Origin of the sequence: Jeotgalibaca sp. A122 (assembly GCF_052266715.1) — a bacterium.
Lineage (GTDB): Bacteria > Bacillota > Bacilli > Lactobacillales > Aerococcaceae > Jeotgalibaca.
The window spans coordinates 460,924-482,683 of record NZ_JBQPRB010000001.1 but is presented as its reverse complement, the minus strand read 5'-3'; the positions used below and the strand labels follow the sequence as shown (position 1 = coordinate 482,683).

The window sequence follows — 21,760 nt, the reverse complement described above, 5'->3', positions numbered from 1 at the left end:
TCGCAGACCATCTGAGCATTATTATGGGGGCACTGTGGGCTGACGCCCAAGTGTATCATGTTTGTAAGCTGCTGAAGCAGCAACAACCATGATAAAGTGGCGTCGGGGCTGCCTTTTTGAGCACGTTTGCGTTGAAGTATTCGTAAATAGATACGGGGCAGGGAGATAACTCCCAGCCCCGCTTTTTGGTTTGGTACGATTCGTTATTTTTTCTTCTCGATTGCAATAATTCCAAATGCACCGGGACCACCGTGGCTGGAAATGACAGCACCAGCATCAAAGCTATGGGGATTATTAAAACCGAACTCAGACACTTGCTTAAGCGCCACTTCTCTATCGGCTGCACTCATGCCCGGTGTTCCTCCGATGGTCAGCGTTTCGGGGATGATATCATAATCTTTAAAGAAGTCGTTAATAACATTTTTTATACAACGGTGGAAAGACCCGCGATATTTTTTAGAAGCAATTAACTGCCCATTCTTCAGTGCAATGGTCGGATGGATGTTGAGAAGGCTGGCACCAAAAAATTGGACATTGGACACACGTCCACCCGCTTTTAGGTAAGTCAGTGTTTGTGGTAAGAAGACAAAACGTGTCCGCTCCCTTACATCTTCAACAAAGGCAACAATCTCTTCGGGGGTTGCAGTGGGGTTTTCTTCGATGAACTGTGCGGTTGCTACCACGACAGCCGTCAATCCACCACTTACATTTTTACTATCCACAAGGTGGATATTCTCAAAATCTTCTGCAGCAATCCGCGCCGAATTATAGGAGACGGTTGTGACGGCAGAGTACGCAACGTGGATGATAGTCGCATCCGGGTTTTCGGCAAAAATCCGTTCAAATAAAACGCGAAAATCTTCGGGGGTTGATCCCGATGTTTTTGGCAATGTTCCTGTCTCGTCGTAATATTTATAAATCTCCTCAACGGGAATACTGCCATCGTCTATTGTTTTATCACCTAAAGTCACGTGCATGGGAACGACTTGGATATTGTAACGATCAATCCATTCTTGGGAAATATCGGAGCCACTTTCAGTCGTGATAATATACGGCATATCTATTCCTCCTGACAACTTCTTTTTCTCTATTTTAACATATGGGTGCCTTCATAACAGTAACCTTGTAGGTTCCGGGAAAAATAAAAACACCATCATTTAAACCTTGCATTAAAAAAATATGCGTGGTATTATCTTAATGTTATAGACGCAAGTCAAAAAATATCTCTGATTTAGGAAATATCTCAGGGCAAAAAGGAGAGAAATAACGATGAAACAAGAAATCCATCCAAAATACCAACAAGTAGTATTCATGGACACTTCTACAGGGTTCAAATTCTTGTCAGGCTCAACAAAAGGTTCAGGCGAAACTGTTGAATGGGAAGACGGAAACACATATCCATTGATCCGTATGGAAGTTACTTCAGATTCTCATCCGTTCTACACTGGTCGTCAAAAATTTGCACAAGCAGAAGGACGCGTGGGCCGTTTCAACAAGAAATACGGTTTCAAAACAGAAACAGAAGAAGCTTAATTTCAAGCGTAAAATCCAGTCCGAGAGGGCTGGTTTTTTTGTGGTATCGGGTTTTATAATTTTTCTTAGTTGGCAGGCACGACGATTAAGTTTTGTTGTGTGGGCTGATAGTCGTGATTTTTCAAAAAGGCGACGCTTAGGAAACAAACGACTATCTAATTGGCGTAAAATCGCAAATTCACGACGATTAGCAATTTTCTAAATAGCTAATCGTCGTTTTTTGTCTTAAAAATCAGCTGCCAATTCTTCTTGAATCCAGTCGCTCTTTTCTGGAAAAAACTTAAAAACCTTATCAGCATTTTGCGGTAAATCCAATCGGAAATATAGAATTTGCGTTTCCAGGGCACCAAATGCCGATTGATGGAACATTGGAATTTGCGCAAAATACTGAATCCAGTCAAAATACCACTCTTTATCATCCGTATCTTCCAGATGTGCCCAGAGCACATCCAGTTCATCTGGCTCTCCCGCTGTTAAAAAAGCATGCTCGGCCTCTGTTCGTGTCAACTGCCCTTCGAAAGGGACCGTGATTTTTCCCGGACGCAAGTTACTTAAAAAGGCAGTAAAATTGGATGCCACAACTTGCCAATTATCAGTTTCGGTATCCAAATACCGAATAGCAGGCTCTACCTCTCCCCTTGAATAATCAAAAGTAAAGTAACAACCTTTGTGAGAACTGAAAATAATAAAGTAATCCGGCAAAAAATCTTGATAAGGCAGTGATTTTTCTTTATTTTCATGCAAACCCAATATATAATGCAGATGCGCGCAATCCAGTCCGTCTGATGTCGGTTCTTGGGTTGGCACCACCATGTTTTTGACATAGCCGCCATTTTGTTCAGTTAAAAGCTGCAAATAACTCTCTGGTAAATCAGCTGTTGTCAGGGTGGAGGTTAAAGGTCTTTTTTTCAAAAGAAGATTTAAATTTTTTTCGGATGCTGTGGGAATCAGGTGGGAAGCCATGACTGACCTCTCCTTTCGTGGGTGGTTTTGAATATTTCCGTAAACTTAACTATTTCTTTCTACATATCGCTTTGAAAAGATATATAATTGTAATAATATTAACATGATGCTGAGACTCGTGTAGTCTCTTATTATAGTACAATAAATAATAAATTAAAAAAGAAAGGGGACGTCCAGTGCCAGAACAGATCGTTTACGTATATTATGACACAGTTGGTAATAATGTTCTAAGTAAAGGGATTGTAAATATGATTGAAGCTATTTCCCTGAAACGTATCCCTCAGAATCTGCTTTTACTCAATAATTACAAACATCCCCTAAGCACTTATGATAACTACACAGGTTTCAATGTAATTAAAGAACAAGAAAATGTCGTTAAATTTTTAAAATCTATTTCGCAAGATGTAAATAAACCGTGCTGGATTGATTACTCGAATATTGAAATGTTACACCAGTTGACACCAGTCGAGATTTCGGAAATTTTGTATATTGCCCATGCGCATAACTACCTTCATTCCCCTTTCTACTATAAACTTCAAAATAATTATATCTATTTAACGTTACCAAATAATTTTGCCAAAGTTTACTACCGCCACTTGGAGGAGTTCTGGGATTTATTTACCGAATCGATTACGCAACGAATGAAGGAAAAGGTAAATGGAAAACGTAAATTTTTCCAAAAAGAACGCCTGGTTTCGCCGTTCACGGTGGATGATAAGCAAGAGGTTATTCGGTTGTTCAAGGAAGGTATTTGTATTTCATTCCGCCAAATGACTGTGATTGGGGCCATTTATTCCGCACCGTTATTTGTAGTGGAAGATCAGCTTAGCATGCTGGAAGGGAGCCTCGACGAACGGTCTTCAATCGGGGACTTAACTTATGACGCAGATAAAGATTCGTGGAAACTGACATATAAGTTAAAATAAGGACCTGTCCGCAATGTCTGGCAGGTTCTTTTCTAATGTTATCGGTAAAAAGATTGTGGTACAATAACTTTGATAATTTTATAACTTAAGGAGAAAAATAATGAAAATCTTTCTTATATACGGAGGCAAGAGTGCGGAACATGATATTTCCATTCTAACTGCCCACTCCATCGTGAAAGAAATATACTATAATTACTATGATGTTGTACCTGTTTATATTACGCGTGACGGAGAATGGATCCAAGGTGAAACATTGACTGAACCCGTTAAAGAATCAGAAATGTTACGATTAACAGCGGGCGATGTCAAAAAAATGGCTACAGAAGAAGGTCAAAGTTCAATTGGTATCAAAATTTCTCCTGCGGCGATTAAATCCGAAGACGCTGTTATTTTCCCTGTTTTGCATGGACCAAACGGTGAAGATGGTACAGTTCAAGGGTTTTTTGAAGTGTTGGATATGCCTTATGTGGGCTGCGGCGTGCTTGCAAGTGCAGCAGGGATGGATAAAATCGTTTCTAAACAGCTGTTCCAACAAGCTGGCTTACCGCAAGTTCCCTATGTACCGGTAACGAAATTTGATTGGCAAAACCAGCAAGAAGAAATTTTCCAACGTTGCGAAGGGTCTTTAATTTACCCAATGTTTGTCAAACCAGCCAATATGGGTTCAAGCGTGGGTATTTCTAAAGCATCCAATCAAGCAGAACTTTTAGCCGCGATTGAAAAAGCTTTTATATATGACTCACGTGTGGTTGTGGAACAAGGAATCGAAGCCCGCGAAGTAGAAGTCGCGATTTTGGGTAACTCTGATGTGAATGCTTCAGTACCTGGTGAAATCGTTAAAAAAGTAGATTTCTATGACTATGAGGAAAAATACATCAATAACTCAGTGGAATTGAATATTCCCGCTGATCTGCCAGAAGAACTAGTTGAAAAACTGCAGGAATATGCTGCCACAGCATTCCGCGCTTTGGATGGTAGTGGCTTGAGCCGTTGTGATTTCTTTGTGACAAGTAACCACGAAATCTACATCAATGAAGTAAATACGATGCCTGGATTTACGCAATTCTCCATGTATCCTCTTCTTTGGGAACATGCAGGCTTGAAGTATAGCGATTTGGTGGAGGAGTTAATCCAATTAGCCCTTAAACGTTATTCTGGGAAAATCACGAGTGTTCAAGTAGACTAAACGTATAATGTGAAAAGCCGTTCTCCTATGAGGCGGTTTTTCTTGCAGAGAAGGGATGACACAAATGAAGCCAATCCGTATTATTGATATTGTAAAAGCAGTGAAAGCCATCGATTATAGTTCCCCCAACCGCTTCGCAGAAATAACAAGCGTCGTTTTTGATTCGCGTGAAGCGACAAGTGACAGTCTCTTTGTACCGTTAAAAGGGGAAACCGATGGTCATGATTATATTCAGTCCGCAATCGCCAACGGTGCTACCGCCGCATTATGGAGCCGTCCAGAAGCTGAGGCGCCACCAGACATCGCGATTATCTTGGTCGATGATACTTTAACGGCTTTGCAGGATTTGGCTAAATATTATTTGGGCGAAATCAATCCAAAAGTCGTTGCAATTACAGGCAGTAATGGGAAGACAACAACCAAAGATATGACCGCCGCTGTTTTGGAAGCGAAATTCAAAGTGCACAAGACGAAAGGAAATTTCAACAACGAGATTGGTTTACCATTTACAATTTTACAAATGCCGGAAGAAACTGAAATTTTGGTATTGGAAATGGGTATGTCCGATCATGGTGAAATTTCATTCTTGAGTAAGCTGGCGACACCGGATGTTGCGGCAATCACAATTATTGGTGAAAGCCACCTGGAATATTTAGGCAGCCGCCGGAACATTGCCAAAGCCAAGCTGGAAATCCTTGACGGGCTTAAACCTGATGGATTGTTCATTTACCCAATCGATGAGCCCTTGATCCGCGAAGAGATGCCGATTGATGGTAACTATCACAAACGTACTTTTGGTATCGATCATACCGCGACTGTCTTTGCTTACGGCATCGAGAGTGGTAAAAATGCGACGTCATTCAAAGTGAGTTTAGACGATGGTGAAATATTGGAAATTCCTGTTTTGGGCGAGTACAATGTCCAAAATGCCTTGATAGCATTGACGATTGCCGACTATTTTGGCTTATCCATGTTGGAAGTAAAAGGTTATCTGGAACATTTTGAATTAACCGAAAACCGCAGTCAATGGCTAGAAGGAATCAATGGTTCCCAATTATTGAATGATGCTTACAATGCAAGTCCAACCTCGATGACGGCAGTTCTGGAAGCTTATGCGAAACTACCGCGCGAAGGCCGTAAGTTTGTTCTTTTGGGAGATATTCGTGAACTGGGCGAGAAATCTGCAGAACTTCACGCGAGCTTATCGGCTTCCCTGGAACCGGAAGATTTCGACGCAGTTTATTTGTATGGAGACGAAATTGCACCGCTGTACCAGGCCCTTGAAAGCAAATTCCCGACAAATCAACTGCATTATTTCACCGGAGATAAGGCACCTTTAATAGAAGAGCTGAAAGCAACACTCGACCATAATGACCAAATTTTAATCAAGTCCAGTTTCGGAACTGATTTGCTGTCGGTTGTAAAAGCTCTGAGGGAACAATGATTTTTTGAAAGCAATATTATTAATTTTGTTTCAAGACACGCCCACGCTATTCTTTAGTGCTAGGCGTGTCTTTTTGCTTAAAAACGCCTTTTTTGGAAGCGAACACATTAAAAAGGTTTTCACATAATGAAGGTTTAAATTTGTAAATAATTGAAAGTCATGGTATGATTACCTTTGTTAAAAATAGAGGAATAAAGAGGGTTTTCTTCGCGAACGAAGAATGAGACCAGTAACTTACTATTCAAACGATTAAATGATCATTTGCATATGATTTATGATATCAATCAATTTAGAGGATTAAGAAGGCACAGAACGACGCTTTCTTACGATTTTATAAAAAAACTCTCTTAATGTTTCTCAAAAACTAGGAGGAAACATGAAATTTACAGAACTGGGATTATCTCCCGAACTACTAAAATCCGTCGAAGCTATGGGTTTTGAAGAAGCAACGCCAATCCAGGAGCAAACAATTCCCTTAGGTTTAAAAGGAATGGACGTAATTGGACAAGCACAAACAGGTACAGGTAAAACAGCTGCATTCGGTCTGCCAATGTTGGAAAAAATTGATCGTAACAAACGTTCAATCCAAGGTTTGATTATTGCACCAACTCGTGAATTGGCTATCCAAACACAAGAAGAGTTGTACCGTCTAGGCCGCGACAAACGTGTTACAGCACAAGTTGTTTACGGTGGTGCTGATATCAGTCGCCAAATCCGTGGCTTGAAAAACAACCCACATATTGTTGTAGGTACACCTGGCCGTCTTTTGGACCTTATCCGTCGCAAGGCACTTAAATTACAAGACATTGAAACATTAGTTTTGGACGAAGCAGACGAAATGCTAAACATGGGCTTCTTGGAAGACATCGAAGCTATTATTTCGGAAACACCATCTGAAACTCGTCAAACACTATTGTTCTCAGCTACAATGCCGCCAGCAATCAAACGTATCGGTGTGCAATTCATGAAGAATCCAGAACACGTTCAAATTAAAGCATCAGAAATGACTGCTAACTTGATCGATCAATATTTCGTGAAATGTAAAGATTTCGAGAAATTCGATAACATGACTCGTCTATTCGACGTTCAAAACCCAGAACTTACAATCATCTTCGGTCGTACAAAACGTCGTGTTGATGAATTGTCAAAAGGTCTTGAACTACGCGGTTACCGCGCTGAAGGAATTCATGGCGACTTGACTCAGAAAAAACGCATGAGCGTTTTGAAAGACTTCAAGAGCGGAAACTTGGACATCCTTGTTGCAACTGACGTTGCTGCACGTGGTTTGGATATTTCTGGTGTAACTCACGTTTACAACTACGATATCCCACAAGATCCAGAAAGCTACGTTCACCGTATTGGTCGTACAGGCCGTGCTGGTAAGGAAGGAATGTCCGTTACTTTCGTAACACCAAACGAAATGGACTACTTACGTACTATCGAGAAATTAACACGTAAAGAAATGTCACCACTTCGCCCACCTTCAGATGAAGAGGCAATGGTAGGACAATTGAAAAATGCGATTGACACAATCGAAGATATTGTCAAAGATACAGAAGCTGACAAATACGAACGTGCAATCAAACATTTATTGGACAAGTATACAGCAGAAGAATTGGCTGCTGCATTCCTTAAGAGCCAAACAAAAGAAGCATCTGAAGTGCCTGTAAACATCACTCCAGAACGCCCATTGCCATCCCGTAAAGGCGGCAAAGGCGGCTACCGTGGTAAGAGCAGCGGTGGCGGCTACAAAGGTAAGAGCGGTGGAAACCGTTCAAACGACCGTCGCCAATCAAGCGACCGCAATAGCGGTGGCGGAAACCGTTCTTGGAACAAAGACCGCGACAGTAGCCGTTCAGGTGGTGCTGGTAAACGCCGCGACGACCGTAAAGGTGGAAGCAGCAAAGGCGGAAGCAAACCAAGCTTCAAAATCAGAAGCAACGACTAATCGTTAGCAAAAGAGTGAGACATCTGTCTCGCTCTTTTTTTTTGTGTGCGGCGTTAAGTGCGCGAAAAAAGTCTAAACGCCGCATTTTAGCGCCAAATGCGGCGATGCTGAAATATAGTAACGCTAAACGCCGCATTTTTTCCAAAAGTGCGGCGTTCCCACTGAAATAATTTTCTGAACACCGCACTTGGGAGCCATAGTGCGGTGTTCAGTACCAAAAATCATTTTAAACGCCGCACCTTGCACCAATTTCTTGAAGTCATGCGCTATTTTTGCAATAATTAATTGTTATTACATGAAAGAGGGCATACGCATGATAAAAAAATTAGCAATTCTATCCGCACTTATTATTTCGGGCGGTTTTTTATATCGCTTTACAGCAGCTGGGACAACGGAAACAGAATTTCGAAACATAGATCCGCTTGTCTCTGAATCAGAAGATTTGAAAATATGGATGGTGACCGATATCCACTATATCTCACCGGAGCTCCATGATGTCGGTTCAGCTTTCGCACAGATGAAAGCATCAGCGGCAGGAAAGGACTTGGCGCACATCGACTCCGTGATGCAAGCACTCGTTTGGGAAGCGGCCATTGAGAAACCCGATTTACTGATAGTCAGCGGCGACTTGACCTTTAACGGTGAGTACCAAAGTATGGTGGATTTAGCGGCCTACTTTGAACAAGTCGAGGCAAACGGAACCCAGGTCAGCGTTATTCCCGGAAACCACGATATTCATAGTGGATGGGCCCGTAAATTTGAAGGTCCTGAAATGAAACCGACCAAGCAAGTCTCTCCCGACGATTTCCGCGAACTGTTTGCTGATTTTGGTTTTGACTTGGCAATTAATCAAGACCCCAATTCACTCAGCTACGCCATCGAACCTGCAACAGGCTATCCCATCCTTATGATGGATACAAATATTTACACGGATACCGAAAATACAAGTTCGCCAACCGTAGAAGGGAAAATAAAAATGGAAACAGCTGCCTGGTTATCCGATTATTTCCAGGTGCATAATGCAAAGATGTGGGTGGGACACCATCCGCTCCTTTCGCATAACGATTCCAAGCGAACCGGACATACCTTGGTAAATGCAGATGAAATCAATCCTTTGTTAAAGGAACAAGGGATTACAGCTTTGTTTGCGGGTCATATCCATGCGCAAAACATCTCGTCCGACGCCGATACCCGGGAAGTCATAACAGGTGCTTTGTCGATTTTTCCCAATAGCGTCGGTGAAATTACTATTTCGCCAGAGGGTCTGAACTATAGCCACCGCGAATTGGCAGTCGAGGAGTGGGCACAAGCGACCAATCAAACTGATCCGGATTTGTTGGATTACAAACAAACAGCTTATGATATTTTTTATGAAGATGGCGCGACATTGGGTTTGAGGCAGATGTTTGAAGAGCAGTGGTACGAGGAAACTTACGAAGAGGACGTAATGGATTTTGTGGGACGACTGAATGTCCGCTACTTCTCCGGCCAAGACTTTGAAACCGATGAAACACTCGAAACTCACCCAGGTTACAAAATTATTCAGGAGAACAGTGATGGGTTTTTGAAACGTTATTCCACCCGTTCCCTGCAAGATATTGATTTAGATGACCGCAATCTATTCATACCAAATGATTTTCTGGTAAAATAAAGACATTGAACATGAGGAGTGACAAAGATGATTGTGGGAATTGGCCTGGATGTGACTGAACTGGACCGTATCACGCGGGCTTACGAAAGGCGCGAGCAATTTGCCACCCGGGTCCTGACAGAAAAAGAATTTGCTCTTTTTGATAAAATGACCGGCACCCGGAAAATGGAATTTCTGGCTGGTCGCTATGCGGTCAAGGAGGCTTTCTCAAAAGCCTACGGAACCGGAATCGGGAAATTATCCTTTCAGGATATGGAAGTTTTACCCGGTGAACGCGGCAAACCAAATGTGACGAAATCACCATTTGAAGGCAACGTTTGGGTTTCCATTTCGCATTCTTCAAATACAGTGGTTGCGCAAGTAATCTTAGAAAAGTAAGGGGATTTTATTTTATGGTGCGAGGAACACATCGCCCAACAGTGGCGAAAGTTGACTTAGGTGCAATCAAATGGAATATTAATCAAATTCGAAAATATATTAAACCGGAAAAGAAACTATTGGCTGTTGTAAAGGCGGATGGATACGGACATGGTGCCGTTCCAATAGCGAATGCCGCCAAAGAAGCGGGAGTGGATGGTTTCTGTGTAGCCATCCTTGATGAAGCAATCGAACTGCGCCAAAATGGTTTTACCGAAGATTTCTTATTAGTGATGGGACTGACCGAAGTACGGGATGTGGCATTGATGGCGGACTCCAATATCAGTGTGACCGTTTCTTCCTTTGAATGGTTGGAAGCAGCATTGCCGTTGTTGAATTTGCGGAAAACAACCAACCCTTTGCGCATTCATTTAGCACTTGATACAGGGATGGGCCGAATTGGTCTAAGGACTGCCAAAGAGGTCCAGGCATTTGAGGCGTTCTGTGACAAACACGAATCGTTGCACTTGGAAGGGATCTTTACCCACTTCGCAACCGCGGATGGCGAGGATGACGCCCAAGTCGAGCGTCAATACGCGCGTTTCAAGGAACTCGTACAAAGTATGGAAAAACGCCCAGAAATCGTTCATTTAGCAAATTCAGCCATGACGTTATGGCATGAAGACTTCCAAACGGATGCCGTCAGGATAGGGATTGCCATGTATGGCTATAACCCGTCGGACTTAACGATTCCTTTGCCTTATAAGTTAAAACCAGCCTTTACGCTGGAAACAGAAATCAGCTATGTGAAGCAAATGCACGAAGGCGACACCATCAGCTATGGTGCCCGCTACAAAGCGTATGAAGGTGAGTGGTTGGCAACGTTACCGGTTGGCTATGCTGATGGCTGGCGTCGTGACCTAGGCAGCCAAACGCTATTGGTGGATGGGCACCGCTGTCCTGTCCGTGGCGTTGTCTGCATGGACCAACTGATGATCAGTTTGCCAAAAGAATATCCAGTAGGTACGAAAGTAACGATGCTGGGCGAGAATAACGGCGAAGTGAACAGTCCTTCCGAAATGGCAGTTGCTCTGGGAACAATAGGTTATGAGATTTTGTGCGGCATCAGTACACGTGTACCACGTATTTACAGCGATATAAAAGAGGGGTGAAGACAAAATGAAAATCATGATTGTTGAGGATGATCGCACCATTTCATCCGTTTTGGCTGCAGAACTGAAAAAATGGGGCTACGATTCCTTTGTGGTCACTGATTTTCAAAATGTCCTGAACCATTTCCATACCGAGACACCTCAACTTGTATTAATGGATATCCAATTACCTGCCTTTAATGGTTATTACTGGTGTCAGGAAATCCGTAAAATTTCCCAAGTGCCGCTCATTTTTATCTCCAGTCGTACCGAAAATATGGACATCGTCATGGCCATTCAAATGGGCGGGGATGATTATATCCAAAAGCCTTTTGACTTGAATGTTGCACTGGCGAAAATCCAGGCTTTATTGCGACGCACCTATGATTTCACTGGAAATGAAAACTACTTGCACCACGGTTCGGTTATCCTCAAACCAGGAGAATCGAAGTTAATATACGGGGACAATGAGTTGGACTTAACGCGCAATGAGCTGCGAACGCTCGAACTCCTTTTTCAAAAGAAAGGAACGTTTGTAGCCCGTGAGGAGATTATGGTGCGTTTGTGGGAAGATGAATCGTTTATCGATGATAATACGTTGGCTGTCACTATTACACGGTTGCGTAAAAAAATGAAGAATATCGGCTTGGATTCATTCATTGTTACCAAAAAAGGAATGGGTTATTCAGTGACAGAGGAGGATACCCCGTGATGACCATCTTCAAAGCCTTCTTGCATGCGATGCGACCACAAGCCGTTATTGCTGGCGTTGCTGCTCTTTGTTTTGGTATTGTTGCTTTCCTGACACGTTTTCCCGGTCCTTTTTTTAGGTATAGTTTATTGTTAACGGGATTATTTTCAATGATTTACTGGCTCTATCAGTGGTTGCGATATGCTGAAAGATATAGAGCCCTTAAACAGGAGTTGGCATTGGAAGATGAATTTACTTCGATTGAACAGATTTATCAAACAAAACTTGCGTTGTTGGAAGAAAAACTGCGGGACCAGGAACAGAGGAATCGCGAAAAGGAACAAGAGCAAATGGATTATTTTACGCTTTGGTTGCATCAAATCAAAACGCCCATTGCAGCGATGAGCTTACTTCAACAGCAATTACCGCACTCTGAATCTAAAAAGCAAATCGAACAAGAATTGATTCGGGTGGAAGATTACACCCACATGGCGCTAAATTACTTGAAGTTGGAAGGAACCAATCAAGAGCTTGATTTAGTTAACGTTGATTTAGATAGTGTAATCCGTAAAGTTATCAAGAAGTATGCAAGCCTCTTTATTTATAATCGTATCCAGCTTGATTACCAACCGATGCAATTATCGGTGGTATCGGATAATAAGTGGTTGGAAGTCATTGTGGAACAACTTCTGTCCAACAGTTTGAAATATGCACCCACCGGCCGAATCCGTATCTATGCGGAAGGTGATAGTTTGATTATTGAGGATAATGGGACGGGTGTTCGTGCAGAGGATCTGCCCAAAATTTTTGAAAAAGGATATACGGGTTTATCCGGTCGCTTGCATGAAAAGTCAACGGGTTTGGGTTTGTTTTTAAGTCGAATGATTTGCAAACGACTTGGCCATCGACTGGAAATTGAATCTGAAGTCGGTATTTACACAAAAGCCATCCTCCATTTGGAGCGGAATGATGTCTTATTATTTGATTAACGCGGAACCTTACAAAAGTGTAAGGTTCCTTTGTTTGATTGTAAGGAAAAATAAAGGCTAGGAGGGATATAATCCTCTATTATTATAGGCAAGGAGGAATAACAATGACATTTATTGAAATTAAGAACTTAAAAAAAATATACCGTGCAAGGTTGGCTAATAAAGGGACGGAAGCACTTAGTAATGTGAATTTTTCTGTTAATAAAGGTGAATTTATCGCAATCATGGGAGAATCTGGATCTGGAAAAACAACGTTGTTGAACATTCTTTCCACGTTGGATAAACCAACATCTGGAGAAGTCTATTTAGAAGGACAACCACTATCCAAAATTAAAGACAAAGAGATTTCACGTTTTCGTCGCGACACACTGGGATTTGTATTCCAGGATTTTAACTTGTTGGACACATTTAATTTGAAAGATAATATTTCCTTGCCACTTGTTTTATCCGGAATACCCGTTATTGAAATGGAAAAAAGGTTGTTGCCTCTAGCGAAGAACCTGGGTATTCATGAACAATTAATTCGTTTCCCCTATGAAGTTTCAGGTGGTCAAAAACAACGTGCTGCTGTGGCGCGTGCGTTAATTACCCAACCAAAAGTACTGTTAGCCGATGAACCAACAGGTGCGCTAGATTCGAAAGCATCACAAAACCTGTTGGAGACATTTGAACGGATTAACGAAGAAGGGCAAACGATTATGATGGTTACCCACAGTGTGCAGGCGGCCAGCTATTCAAACCGCGTATTATTTATTCGCGATGGCATCGTATACCATGAATTGTATCGTGGGAACCTTTCGGTTGAAGATTTCCGGGACAAGATTGCCCAATCGATGTTGGTCGTGACCAATCGAGGTGAGCAGCATGCAGAGTAATTTTTACTTGAAAATGGCACTGCGTAATATCCGGGCCAACAAGCAACTCTATCTTCCCTACGGAATCTCTGCAACCCTGACGGTTTCCATGCTTTTTCAAATGTTCTCACTCATGTCCAACGACTTTGATGGGATGCGTGGAGCAGATATATTAATACTCCTGTTCCGATTCGGAGCCATTACCATCGGGCTGTTTTCATTGGTTTTTCTACTTTATACAAACAGTTTTCTTATAAAAAAGCGTAAAAAAGAGGTTGGGCTGTACGGGATTTTGGGGCTGGAAAAACGACATGTTGCGCGTATTTTGTTGCTTGAATCCATTATTGTTGGGATGGTTACCATTCTACTGGGGCTAGTAATGGGGTCTGTGTTAGGGCGACTGATGTTTCTCTTTTTGAATTATTTGTTGAAATTACCGGTTGAAATGCCTTACTCATTTAATCCCTTGAATTTTGTCCTGACAGCTGCTGTGTTTGTCACTATTTTCTTTATTGCCTATTTGTATAATGTCAGTCAGGTGACGTTTTCCAACCCGATACAATTACTGCGTGGAGAGAAAGAAGGGGAGAAAGAACCTAAAAGTAACGTCTTTCTATTTCTGCTGGGACTTTTGTTATTAGGGGCAGGTTACTATATTTCCCTAACAATAACAGATCCAATCGCAGCTTTAGTCAACTTTTTCACCGCAGTTTTGTTGGTTATTGTTGGAACCTACTTGCTATTTACTTCTGGTTCCATCTACATTCTGAAACGGATGAAAAAAAATCAAAAACTGTATTACCAACCACGCGCTTTTATTTCTATTTCGGGGATGCTTTACCGGATGAAACAAAATGCAACAGGTCTCGCCAACATTGCGATTCTTTCCTGTATGGTCATTATCGCTTTGGGTACAACTACCGCAATATATGTGGGATCGGAACAAGCTTTAACGAGTCGTTATCCATCCGATCATCAGGCTACCGTTTATTATGATGATGAGAAAACAATGGAAGCTATACAAGCAGATATTGATAAAGTAACAGCACGTATTCAATCCGATACATTTGGTTTAACAATTTCTGATTTAGAGAGTTACTCTTATGCAAACGTCTTTGGTGTTCTGAATGGGAATGAAATAAAAGGAGACGATGGTTCTTATACGTCTACAACACTTCTGACAGCGGAAACTATAAATGAACTTGAAGGTCTTTCCTTGGCACCAAAAACAGGAGAAATTTATATTCATGAAGCAGCGAAATATCAATTTGATACGATTCGGATAGCGGATGAAGAATTCAAGGTGAAGACTTTTAGCGATGAATTAGATCATTTTATGACTGACGAAGAATTGGGACAAACGTTCTTATTTGTAGTCCCCACCGTGGCTACGATTAGTACAATTCTCGATACATATGAAGAAAAAGGCCAAAGTTACGATACAAGTGTTACGGGAAGTATTCTATGGAATACGCATGCATCGGATGAAGCTGGGGCGGCATATTCAAAAAAACTACGACCGTTAATTGAAGAAGAAGCAATCGTTAACTATGAAACACAGGCTGATATGCGCGAAGAATGGTATTCCATGACGGGAGGGTTTCTGTTCCTGGGAATTTTCTTGGGCACGCTTTTCACAATTGGGACTATTTTAATTACTTATTTCAAGCAAGTTTCTGAAGGCTATGAAGATCGGACGCGGTTCCAGATTATGCAGAAAGTTGGATTGGATAAAGAGATGATCCGTGACACGAGCCGTAGCCAGGTCATCTGGATGTTCATGTTGCCGATTATTGTTGCAACGATTCACACGGCATTTGCATATCCAATCTTGTATAAAATGTTACTCATTTTTGGATTGCATTCACATACGATCTTGATAGGAAGTATAGTAGGTGTTGTTGTTGCGTTTGGGTTGATTTACTGGATTATCTACCGATTAACAGCGAGAATCTATTACTCAATCGTGCAATAAAGTTCGAGCAAAAGGGAAGCAATGATGATCATTGCTTCCCTTTTAAATGCTCCTTGTTGCTATTCTTTTATTGTGCTAAAATAGATAAGCTTGTCAAAAAGCAGTACGTGGTTCGTCGACCATCCCACGGAAAAAAACTAGGAGGAATAATAAATATGGGTACAAGAAAAATGGTGGTAAATACCATCATCGCAGCCCTGTATGTAGCAATGACAGGGATTTTTAGTTTTATGTCTTTTGGAGCCGTGCAGTTTCGGGTTTCGGAGATGCTTAATCATCTAGTTGGGTATCATAAGAATTATAAATATGGGGTTTTAGCAGGTGTCTTCATCTCAAATCTTATTTTCTCCACACTGGGTGCATGGGATTTAGTGTTCGGTTTTGGACAAACCTTCATTTCATTCCTCATTTTGGAACGCCTGTTTAAACCGGGAGATTCCGAAATGAAACGCATGATGAAAACGGCAGCCGTTTTTACGATAACAATGGTTTTTGTGGCAATTGAATTGTATATCGTTTTAGATTTACCTTTTTGGTTCAGCTACGCAACCACAGCGTTCGGCGAAGCAGTTGTATTGATTGTTTCTGCACCATTAATGAAGTATTTAAATAAACTGATTGGCTTCACCGAAAAAATGGCATAAACCTGCTCCTTTTTATATAATTGAAGAATAAAGAGTATGGGAGGAAAACATCCATGGAATTACTTGCCCTAACGGTAGGACCTATCCAAGAGAATTGCTATTTCCTGATTGGCGAAAACCGCGACACGATCATTTTCGATCCAGGTGCTGAAGCTGATGAAATAATGAATGTTATAGATGTTAATAACTTAAAACCATTTGCGATAGTTTTGACACACGCACATTATGATCATATTGGTGCTGTGAATGAAATCCGTAAAGAATATCGTATTCCTTTGTATCAAAGTTCAATCGAAAAAGAATGGCTGGTAGATCCAACGCTTAACGGATCTGGCCGACAACCACTCATTCCGGAAGTTGTCATCGACAAGCCCGCCGATTTCTATTTGGATACAATGGGACCGACTCAAATCGGACCATTTAACTTTGAACTCCAACATCTTCCAGGTCATTCACCAGGTAGTCTGGTTTTCCTTTTCAAAGAAAATGGCTTTGCAATAGTGGGGGATGTCATCTTCCAAGGCAGTATCGGACGCACTGATTTTCCTTATGGCAGCCAAGAAACTTTATTGCAAGGAATCAAAGAGCATATCGTGCCACTGCCTGGAGATACAGTCTTATTCCCAGGTCATGGTAATCCAACTACTGTTGAACAAGAACTTGCACAGAACCCGTTCTTAAATGGGGAAATATAAAGATAAAAGCTCACTCAGACTGAAATTTTAGTCCGAGTGAGCTTTTTTTAAAAAATTAGCTCACTCATGGCAAATTTTCCGCCTGAGTAGGCCATTTCATAAAAAAAAGCCTACTCAACAGCTTAAATTAAGCTTGAGTGAGCCTTTTTTCATACTCTATTCGTTACGTAAATCTTCTATTGAAACAACACGGAATTCTTGTTTTTCAAGTCCTGCTACAACTGTATCAAGCTCAGCTTTTGTTGTGTCAGCCGGCAAAGTCACAAGAACACGACGCAGTACATCGTCACGGTTCACATCCAAGGTTATCACGTTAGCGATGGATGTTGTTTTGTTGATGATTTTGGTAATCTGGAACAAATCACCTTTGCGGCTAGGAGCAACAATCGTCAGTACATAGCTCCCGACATCTACACTCCAGGATTGCGCCAACATATTCAACAAGCTACTGTGTGTCAGGATACCGAAGAAAGTATTGTCGCGGTTCAACACCGCAATATATGGAAGTTCTTTAATCGTGAAGAAAATTTTGAAAAATGAACTATCTATGGAAATGAATTTTGTGGCATTTTTCAGTAAATGCGTTACCGGAAGAGTCATGTCTCCTCCGTTAGCTTTATGGCGGTAGATATGCATCTTATAAATATTACCTCTGAAAAGTGTGCCCGTTTCATCAAGAATCGGAACACAACGGAACCCGGATTCTTCCAAGATGTCGATTGCCTCTTGTAAAGTGGCAGATTCTTTAACCACAGTCAGGTCTCTTTTAGGGATGGCAAGCGAGCGAATAAGCATGGGTAGTTCCTCCAATCTAATTTATATACCGATAATAACATTAAAATGAGAAAATGCAATGGCATTCAAGAAAGTCATCCATGTCTTAAAAACGTATAAATGACCCAAAAGAAACCCCTTACTTTTTCGATTTAAGAAAATAAATATGAGAATTAAAATGAGAGAAGCGCCTGAGCGCTTGTGAAAAACTCCTTGCTTTTCAACTTGATATTTCCTATTATAGAAGTATACTAGCGGTATTATATAGAAAAAAATAAAACAATCTAAAGGAGAAAAGATTTAAATGAACCCAGACCCCGAAGCCCAGAGGTTATTATCTGATATTTTAGTTGTGATAATCCTGACAGCTGTGAATGCTTTTTTTGCCTCAGCAGAATTAGCTTTTGTTTCCATCAATCGCCAGAAAATGAATACGATGGCCGAAGAAGGCGATCGTAAAGCACAAAAAGTATTGAAACTTCTCGACAACTCCGATGACTTCTTGGCAACCATCCAAGTAGCCATTACACTTGCCGGATTTTTCAACAGTGCATCTGCATCTTCCAACTTTGTTCCTTACCTGGAACCATTTTTAGGAGGAATATCTGGTTGGGAAACAATTGCCACAGTCATTGTTACATTAGTACTTGCTTACATTACCCTTGTACTAGGTGAACTTTATCCGAAACAAGTTGCTTTGCAAATGCCAGAACAAATTGCACGTTTCACTGCCGGACCGATTTCAGTGGTCAAAGCTGTGACGAAACCCTTTGTATGGTTGTTGTCAGCTTCTACGAATATTTTGAAAAAGTTATCACCAATCGACTTTACCCAACAAGAGGAAAAATTAACGCGTGATGAGATGCGTCAAATTCTTGCACAAAGTCGTGGTCAAGGTGCAATCGATCCATCAGAATTTACGATGATGGAGGGTGTTTTGTCGCTTGATACCCGTTTGGCACGTGAATTAATGGTGCCGCGTACGGATACACTAATGATAGATTTAGACGACAGTTTAGATGAGAACCTGGAATTGGTATTGAACAGCCCGTTTTCACGGATGCCTGTTTATGAAGGTGACAAAGACAATGTAATTGGGGTTCTGCACATGAAGAATGTGCTGAAAGCTTCCAAAGATATTGGCTTTGAGAGACTGGATTTCAGGACTTTGGTAAATGAACCATTATTTGTGCCCTCAACCATCTTTATTGACGATTTACTGGTAGAATTCCGTAAGAAACATACCCATATGGCAATCCTGAAAGACGAGTACGGTGGGGTTGAAGGTATTGTGACGCTGGAAGACTTATTGGAAGAAATCGTTGGTGACATCGAAGATGAGTATGATGAAATTCAACGCTTATCCCGTAAAATGGATGAGAAGAATTACTTCATTAATGGTAAAATGAATCTGCAGAAATTTAATACTCTTTTCGATACAGAAATAGAATCAAGCGAAGTGGATTCAATCGGTGGCTACATGATTGAAGAAGCAGGTTACTTCCCAGATGATGATGAGAAACTCAGTGTCCGGGTAGGCCCTTACGTGCTGACAACTGCTAAAGTCGAAAACGGACGAATCCGTTCGATTCATGTGGAACACAGGTCTAAAGAGGAAGACGAAAATAACAAAGAATAATACGAGAAGGCTTAATCTCAGGCGTGCGGTCGTTCCGGCGCTTAGATAAGCTTTTTTTATTGGGAGTGGAAAAGTAAATGGAGAAAAATCCGATGATGAGCCGTCCGGTTGTAAAACCGGAAATAGTAGATTTTATGCGTAAAGAATTAAAACCTTTTTCTGGCGGGTTAGCCGAACTTGAAAGTTATGCCAACGAGCGCGGCATTCCAATCATCCCTCATGAGACAGCAGTTTTCCTGAATATGATGGTAGGTATTTTACAACCCGAACAAATTTTGGAAATTGGGACAGCAATTGGATTTTCAGGCAGTTTGATGGCCCAACATCTTGGCGAAACGGGTCATCTAACCACGATTGATCGTTTTGATATTATGATCGAACGGGCGAAAGCTAATTTTGAAAAAATGGGTTTGGCTGACAAAGTAACCTTGCTAGAAGGCGATGCTGCGGATATCCTGCCAACATTGGACCAGACTTACGATTTGATTTTTATGGACAGTGCCAAGGCGAAATATTATGAATTTCTACCACACTGCCTACGCGTCTTGCGCACAGGCGGTATGTTGATTATTGATGATGTGTTCCAGGGTGGGACCATACTGGATGATGAAAAAGAAATTCCACGACGCGTCCGGAAAATCCACCGCCGTTTGAATTTATTGATGGATACGGTATTGAACCACCCAGCGTTGGAAACCGCCCTTGTACCGCTAGGGGATGGATTATTGATGATTAAAAAAATCGAGGAATTCGACTTCAGTTATATCTTGGACACTATATAAAATGAGCTGAAACTATAGCAAAAATGTATCAGGTGCGTTACAATAATCTGCAAGGAAGGCTGTAACACAATTGTAATGATTGGGTAACAATTTGAAATATAAAGCGTTAACCCGAGATGTACGGAGGGATATGGATGAAGAAAAAGCCGCTTATCTTTACTGTTATCAGCATTTTTGCGATTTTCGTGCTTGCTTACATAGGCGGAAGCAAGTATTATGATAATCATTTTTTACCCAATTCGAAAATTGGCGAAATAGATGTAGGAGGCAAGACTCTGGATGAAGCAAAGCGTGTCGTTACGCAAAAGCTTCATGCTAGTACCATCATTGTGACTGAAGATGGCAAAACAGTCACAAACGTAACGCCTCAAGATTTGGATGCCAAAATTGACAGCGATACTTTTCTGGGCGAATTAAAAAGTCAGCAAAACAGTTGGTCTTGGCCACTTGCTTTCTTCAACACCCATACGGTAAAAGCTTCAGAAGTTGCGATTCAATTTGATGAAAAAGCTGTTTTTGAACTGATTGAAAAGTTGACGCTATCTAAAGTCGACCGAATCGCACCAGTCAGTGCAAACGTTAAAAACAAGGATGGACAATTTGTTATTGAGGAAGAAGTACCGGGTACCATTATTGATGCGGATCGTTTCGAGGAACAACTGATTGCAACGATGGTTGCTGGTGAAGAAACGCTTGCTTTAGAGGATGCGTATGTATTGCCGGAATTGACGGCCGATAGTCAAGACTTGACGCAAGTCGTTGAAACCATGCGGGATTTGGCTGATACGAATATTACGTATACGATAATCGGTGAAGAGATAGCCGTTCCTAAGGACCAAATTGCTTCGTGGTTATCCCTGGACAACTCGGGAAAACCGACCGTTAATAAAGAAGCAGCCAAAGCATTCCTGAAGACGTTGCATGATAAATATGCAACCTATGAAAAAACACGTACCTTTAAAAGCACGAATCGTGGCGAAGTACAAGTACCACCGGGCGAATACGGTTGGTCCATTGCAATGGAAGCCGAATCTGAAAATCTGGCTGGTTATATTTTAGCGGGTGAAGACGTGAAGACGACACCGGAAATTCTTGGTTCGGGTTACCATGAAGATGGCACCGATATTGGTGATACTTACGTTGAAGTCGATCTTCAAAATCAAAAAATGTATGTCTATAAAAATGGTAAACGCGAATTAGAAACACCTATTGTTTCCGGACATGCAACCACCCCAACGCCAGTCGGAGTATTTTATGCGTGGAATAAGGAAGAAGATGCAGAGCTGATTGGTTACAACCCAAGACGAGGCAATGATTATGCACAACCGGTAAATTACTGGATTCCAGTTGACTGGACGGGTGTAGGGATTCATGATGCAGGATGGCAAACATCTTTTGCTCCCGATCAATGGAAACATGATGGGTCTAATGGGTGTATCAATACTCCGCCAGGCGCCATGGAAAAACTATTCTCACTTATCGAAGTGGGGACGCCTGTCGTATTCTTCTGATAGTACATTCCAATCCGGGGTTTGGCACCAGCAACAGAAGCCGAACA

Annotated in this window: 20 protein-coding genes and 1 riboswitch; of the genes, 17 read left to right on the top strand and 3 right to left on the bottom strand. The window is 41.5% G+C overall.

All coding sequences use genetic code 11. The features are described from left to right. Positions 1–203: 203 nt before the first annotated feature. A complete protein-coding gene (locus tag ACTU7M_RS02265) occupies positions 204–1,058 on the bottom strand; it encodes a DegV family protein (protein WP_443472750.1) in 855 nt (284 codons plus the stop codon). Between the two features lie 211 nt (positions 1,059–1,269). On the opposite strand from ACTU7M_RS02265, the gene ACTU7M_RS02260 reads away from it, so the two are divergent. Continuing rightward, positions 1,270–1,533, top strand: coding sequence for a type B 50S ribosomal protein L31 (locus ACTU7M_RS02260; protein ID WP_443472749.1), 264 nt, complete (start codon positions 1,270–1,272; stop codon positions 1,531–1,533). 225 nt (positions 1,534–1,758) lie between these two features. On the opposite strand, the gene ACTU7M_RS02255 is transcribed toward ACTU7M_RS02260, so the two are convergent. After that, on the bottom strand, positions 1,759–2,496 hold the full coding sequence (locus ACTU7M_RS02255; protein ID WP_443472748.1) for an SMI1/KNR4 family protein: 738 nt from the start codon (positions 2,494–2,496) through the stop codon (positions 1,759–1,761). 176 nt (positions 2,497–2,672) lie between these two features. Here ACTU7M_RS02255 and ACTU7M_RS02250 point away from each other — a divergent pair, with 176 nt between their 5' ends. From ACTU7M_RS02250 to ACTU7M_RS02190, 13 genes are all read left to right on the top strand, one after another. Next, a complete protein-coding gene (locus tag ACTU7M_RS02250; protein WP_443472747.1) occupies positions 2,673–3,422 on the top strand; it encodes a hypothetical protein in 750 nt (249 codons plus the stop codon). 100 nt (positions 3,423–3,522) lie between these two features. Further along, the gene (locus ACTU7M_RS02245; RefSeq protein WP_443472746.1) at positions 3,523–4,608 is read left to right on the top strand and encodes a D-alanine--D-alanine ligase; all 1,086 of its coding nucleotides are present in this window, start codon (positions 3,523–3,525) and stop codon (positions 4,606–4,608) included. Positions 4,609–4,663: 55 nt separating this feature from the next. Continuing rightward, positions 4,664–6,052, top strand: a complete 1,389-nt coding sequence (locus ACTU7M_RS02240; RefSeq protein ID WP_443472745.1) for a UDP-N-acetylmuramoyl-tripeptide--D-alanyl-D-alanine ligase — start codon at positions 4,664–4,666, stop codon at positions 6,050–6,052. 376 nt (positions 6,053–6,428) lie between these two features. Next, positions 6,429–8,000 (top strand): DEAD/DEAH box helicase, encoded by a 1,572-nt coding sequence (locus ACTU7M_RS02235; RefSeq protein WP_443472744.1) that lies wholly within the window; start codon positions 6,429–6,431, stop codon positions 7,998–8,000. A gap of 313 nt (positions 8,001–8,313) precedes the next feature. Beyond that, positions 8,314–9,651, top strand: coding sequence for a metallophosphoesterase (locus tag ACTU7M_RS02230; protein ID WP_443472743.1), 1,338 nt, complete (start codon positions 8,314–8,316; stop codon positions 9,649–9,651). Positions 9,652–9,678: 27 nt separating this feature from the next. Continuing rightward, complete coding sequence (gene acpS, locus ACTU7M_RS02225; protein ID WP_443472742.1) at positions 9,679–10,029, top strand: holo-ACP synthase; 351 nt, start codon at positions 9,679–9,681, stop codon at positions 10,027–10,029. A gap of 14 nt (positions 10,030–10,043) precedes the next feature. Further along, positions 10,044–11,180 (top strand): alanine racemase, encoded by a 1,137-nt coding sequence (alr, locus tag ACTU7M_RS02220; protein WP_443472741.1) that lies wholly within the window; start codon positions 10,044–10,046, stop codon positions 11,178–11,180. A 7-nt stretch (positions 11,181–11,187) separates the two neighbouring features. Further along, positions 11,188–11,871, top strand: coding sequence for a response regulator transcription factor (locus ACTU7M_RS02215; protein ID WP_443472740.1), 684 nt, complete (start codon positions 11,188–11,190; stop codon positions 11,869–11,871). Then, positions 11,871–12,839 (top strand): sensor histidine kinase, encoded by a 969-nt coding sequence (locus ACTU7M_RS02210; protein ID WP_443472739.1) that lies wholly within the window; start codon positions 11,871–11,873, stop codon positions 12,837–12,839. The genes ACTU7M_RS02215 and ACTU7M_RS02210 overlap by 1 nt, the downstream gene beginning before the upstream one ends. Before the next feature lie 104 nt (positions 12,840–12,943). After that, a complete protein-coding gene (locus tag ACTU7M_RS02205) occupies positions 12,944–13,714 on the top strand; it encodes an ABC transporter ATP-binding protein (protein WP_443472738.1) in 771 nt (256 codons plus the stop codon). Next, positions 13,704–15,668 (top strand): ABC transporter permease, encoded by a 1,965-nt coding sequence (locus ACTU7M_RS02200; RefSeq protein ID WP_443472737.1) that lies wholly within the window; start codon positions 13,704–13,706, stop codon positions 15,666–15,668. The genes ACTU7M_RS02205 and ACTU7M_RS02200 overlap by 11 nt, the downstream gene beginning before the upstream one ends. A 101-nt stretch (positions 15,669–15,769) precedes the next feature. After that, a riboswitch (PreQ1 riboswitch) is annotated at positions 15,770–15,815 on the top strand. An 8-nt stretch (positions 15,816–15,823) separates the two neighbouring features. Then, a complete protein-coding gene (locus tag ACTU7M_RS02195) occupies positions 15,824–16,312 on the top strand; it encodes a QueT transporter family protein (protein ID WP_443472736.1) in 489 nt (162 codons plus the stop codon). Between the two features lie 53 nt (positions 16,313–16,365). Then, a complete protein-coding gene (locus ACTU7M_RS02190; RefSeq protein ID WP_443472735.1) occupies positions 16,366–17,007 on the top strand; it encodes an MBL fold metallo-hydrolase in 642 nt (213 codons plus the stop codon). Between the two features lie 156 nt (positions 17,008–17,163). On the opposite strand, the gene cbpA is transcribed toward ACTU7M_RS02190, so the two are convergent. Beyond that, positions 17,164–17,802 (bottom strand): cyclic di-AMP binding protein CbpA, encoded by a 639-nt coding sequence (cbpA, locus tag ACTU7M_RS02185; RefSeq protein WP_443472734.1) that lies wholly within the window; start codon positions 17,800–17,802, stop codon positions 17,164–17,166. A 283-nt stretch (positions 17,803–18,085) separates the two neighbouring features. Between cbpA and ACTU7M_RS02180 the strand changes: the two genes are divergently transcribed. The 3 genes from ACTU7M_RS02180 to ACTU7M_RS02170 all read left to right on the top strand — a co-directional run bounded on the left by ACTU7M_RS02180 (position 18,086) and on the right by ACTU7M_RS02170 (position 21,713). Continuing rightward, a complete protein-coding gene (locus tag ACTU7M_RS02180; RefSeq protein WP_443472733.1) occupies positions 18,086–19,420 on the top strand; it encodes a hemolysin family protein in 1,335 nt (444 codons plus the stop codon). A gap of 77 nt (positions 19,421–19,497) precedes the next feature. Next, positions 19,498–20,202, top strand: coding sequence for an O-methyltransferase (locus ACTU7M_RS02175; protein ID WP_443472732.1), 705 nt, complete (start codon positions 19,498–19,500; stop codon positions 20,200–20,202). 134 nt (positions 20,203–20,336) lie between these two features. Further along, positions 20,337–21,713 carry a L,D-transpeptidase family protein gene (locus ACTU7M_RS02170; RefSeq protein WP_443472731.1) on the top strand — a complete coding sequence of 459 codons (1,377 nt, stop codon included), beginning with the start codon at positions 20,337–20,339 and terminating at the stop codon, positions 21,711–21,713. The last annotated feature ends 47 nt before the right edge of the window (positions 21,714–21,760 follow it).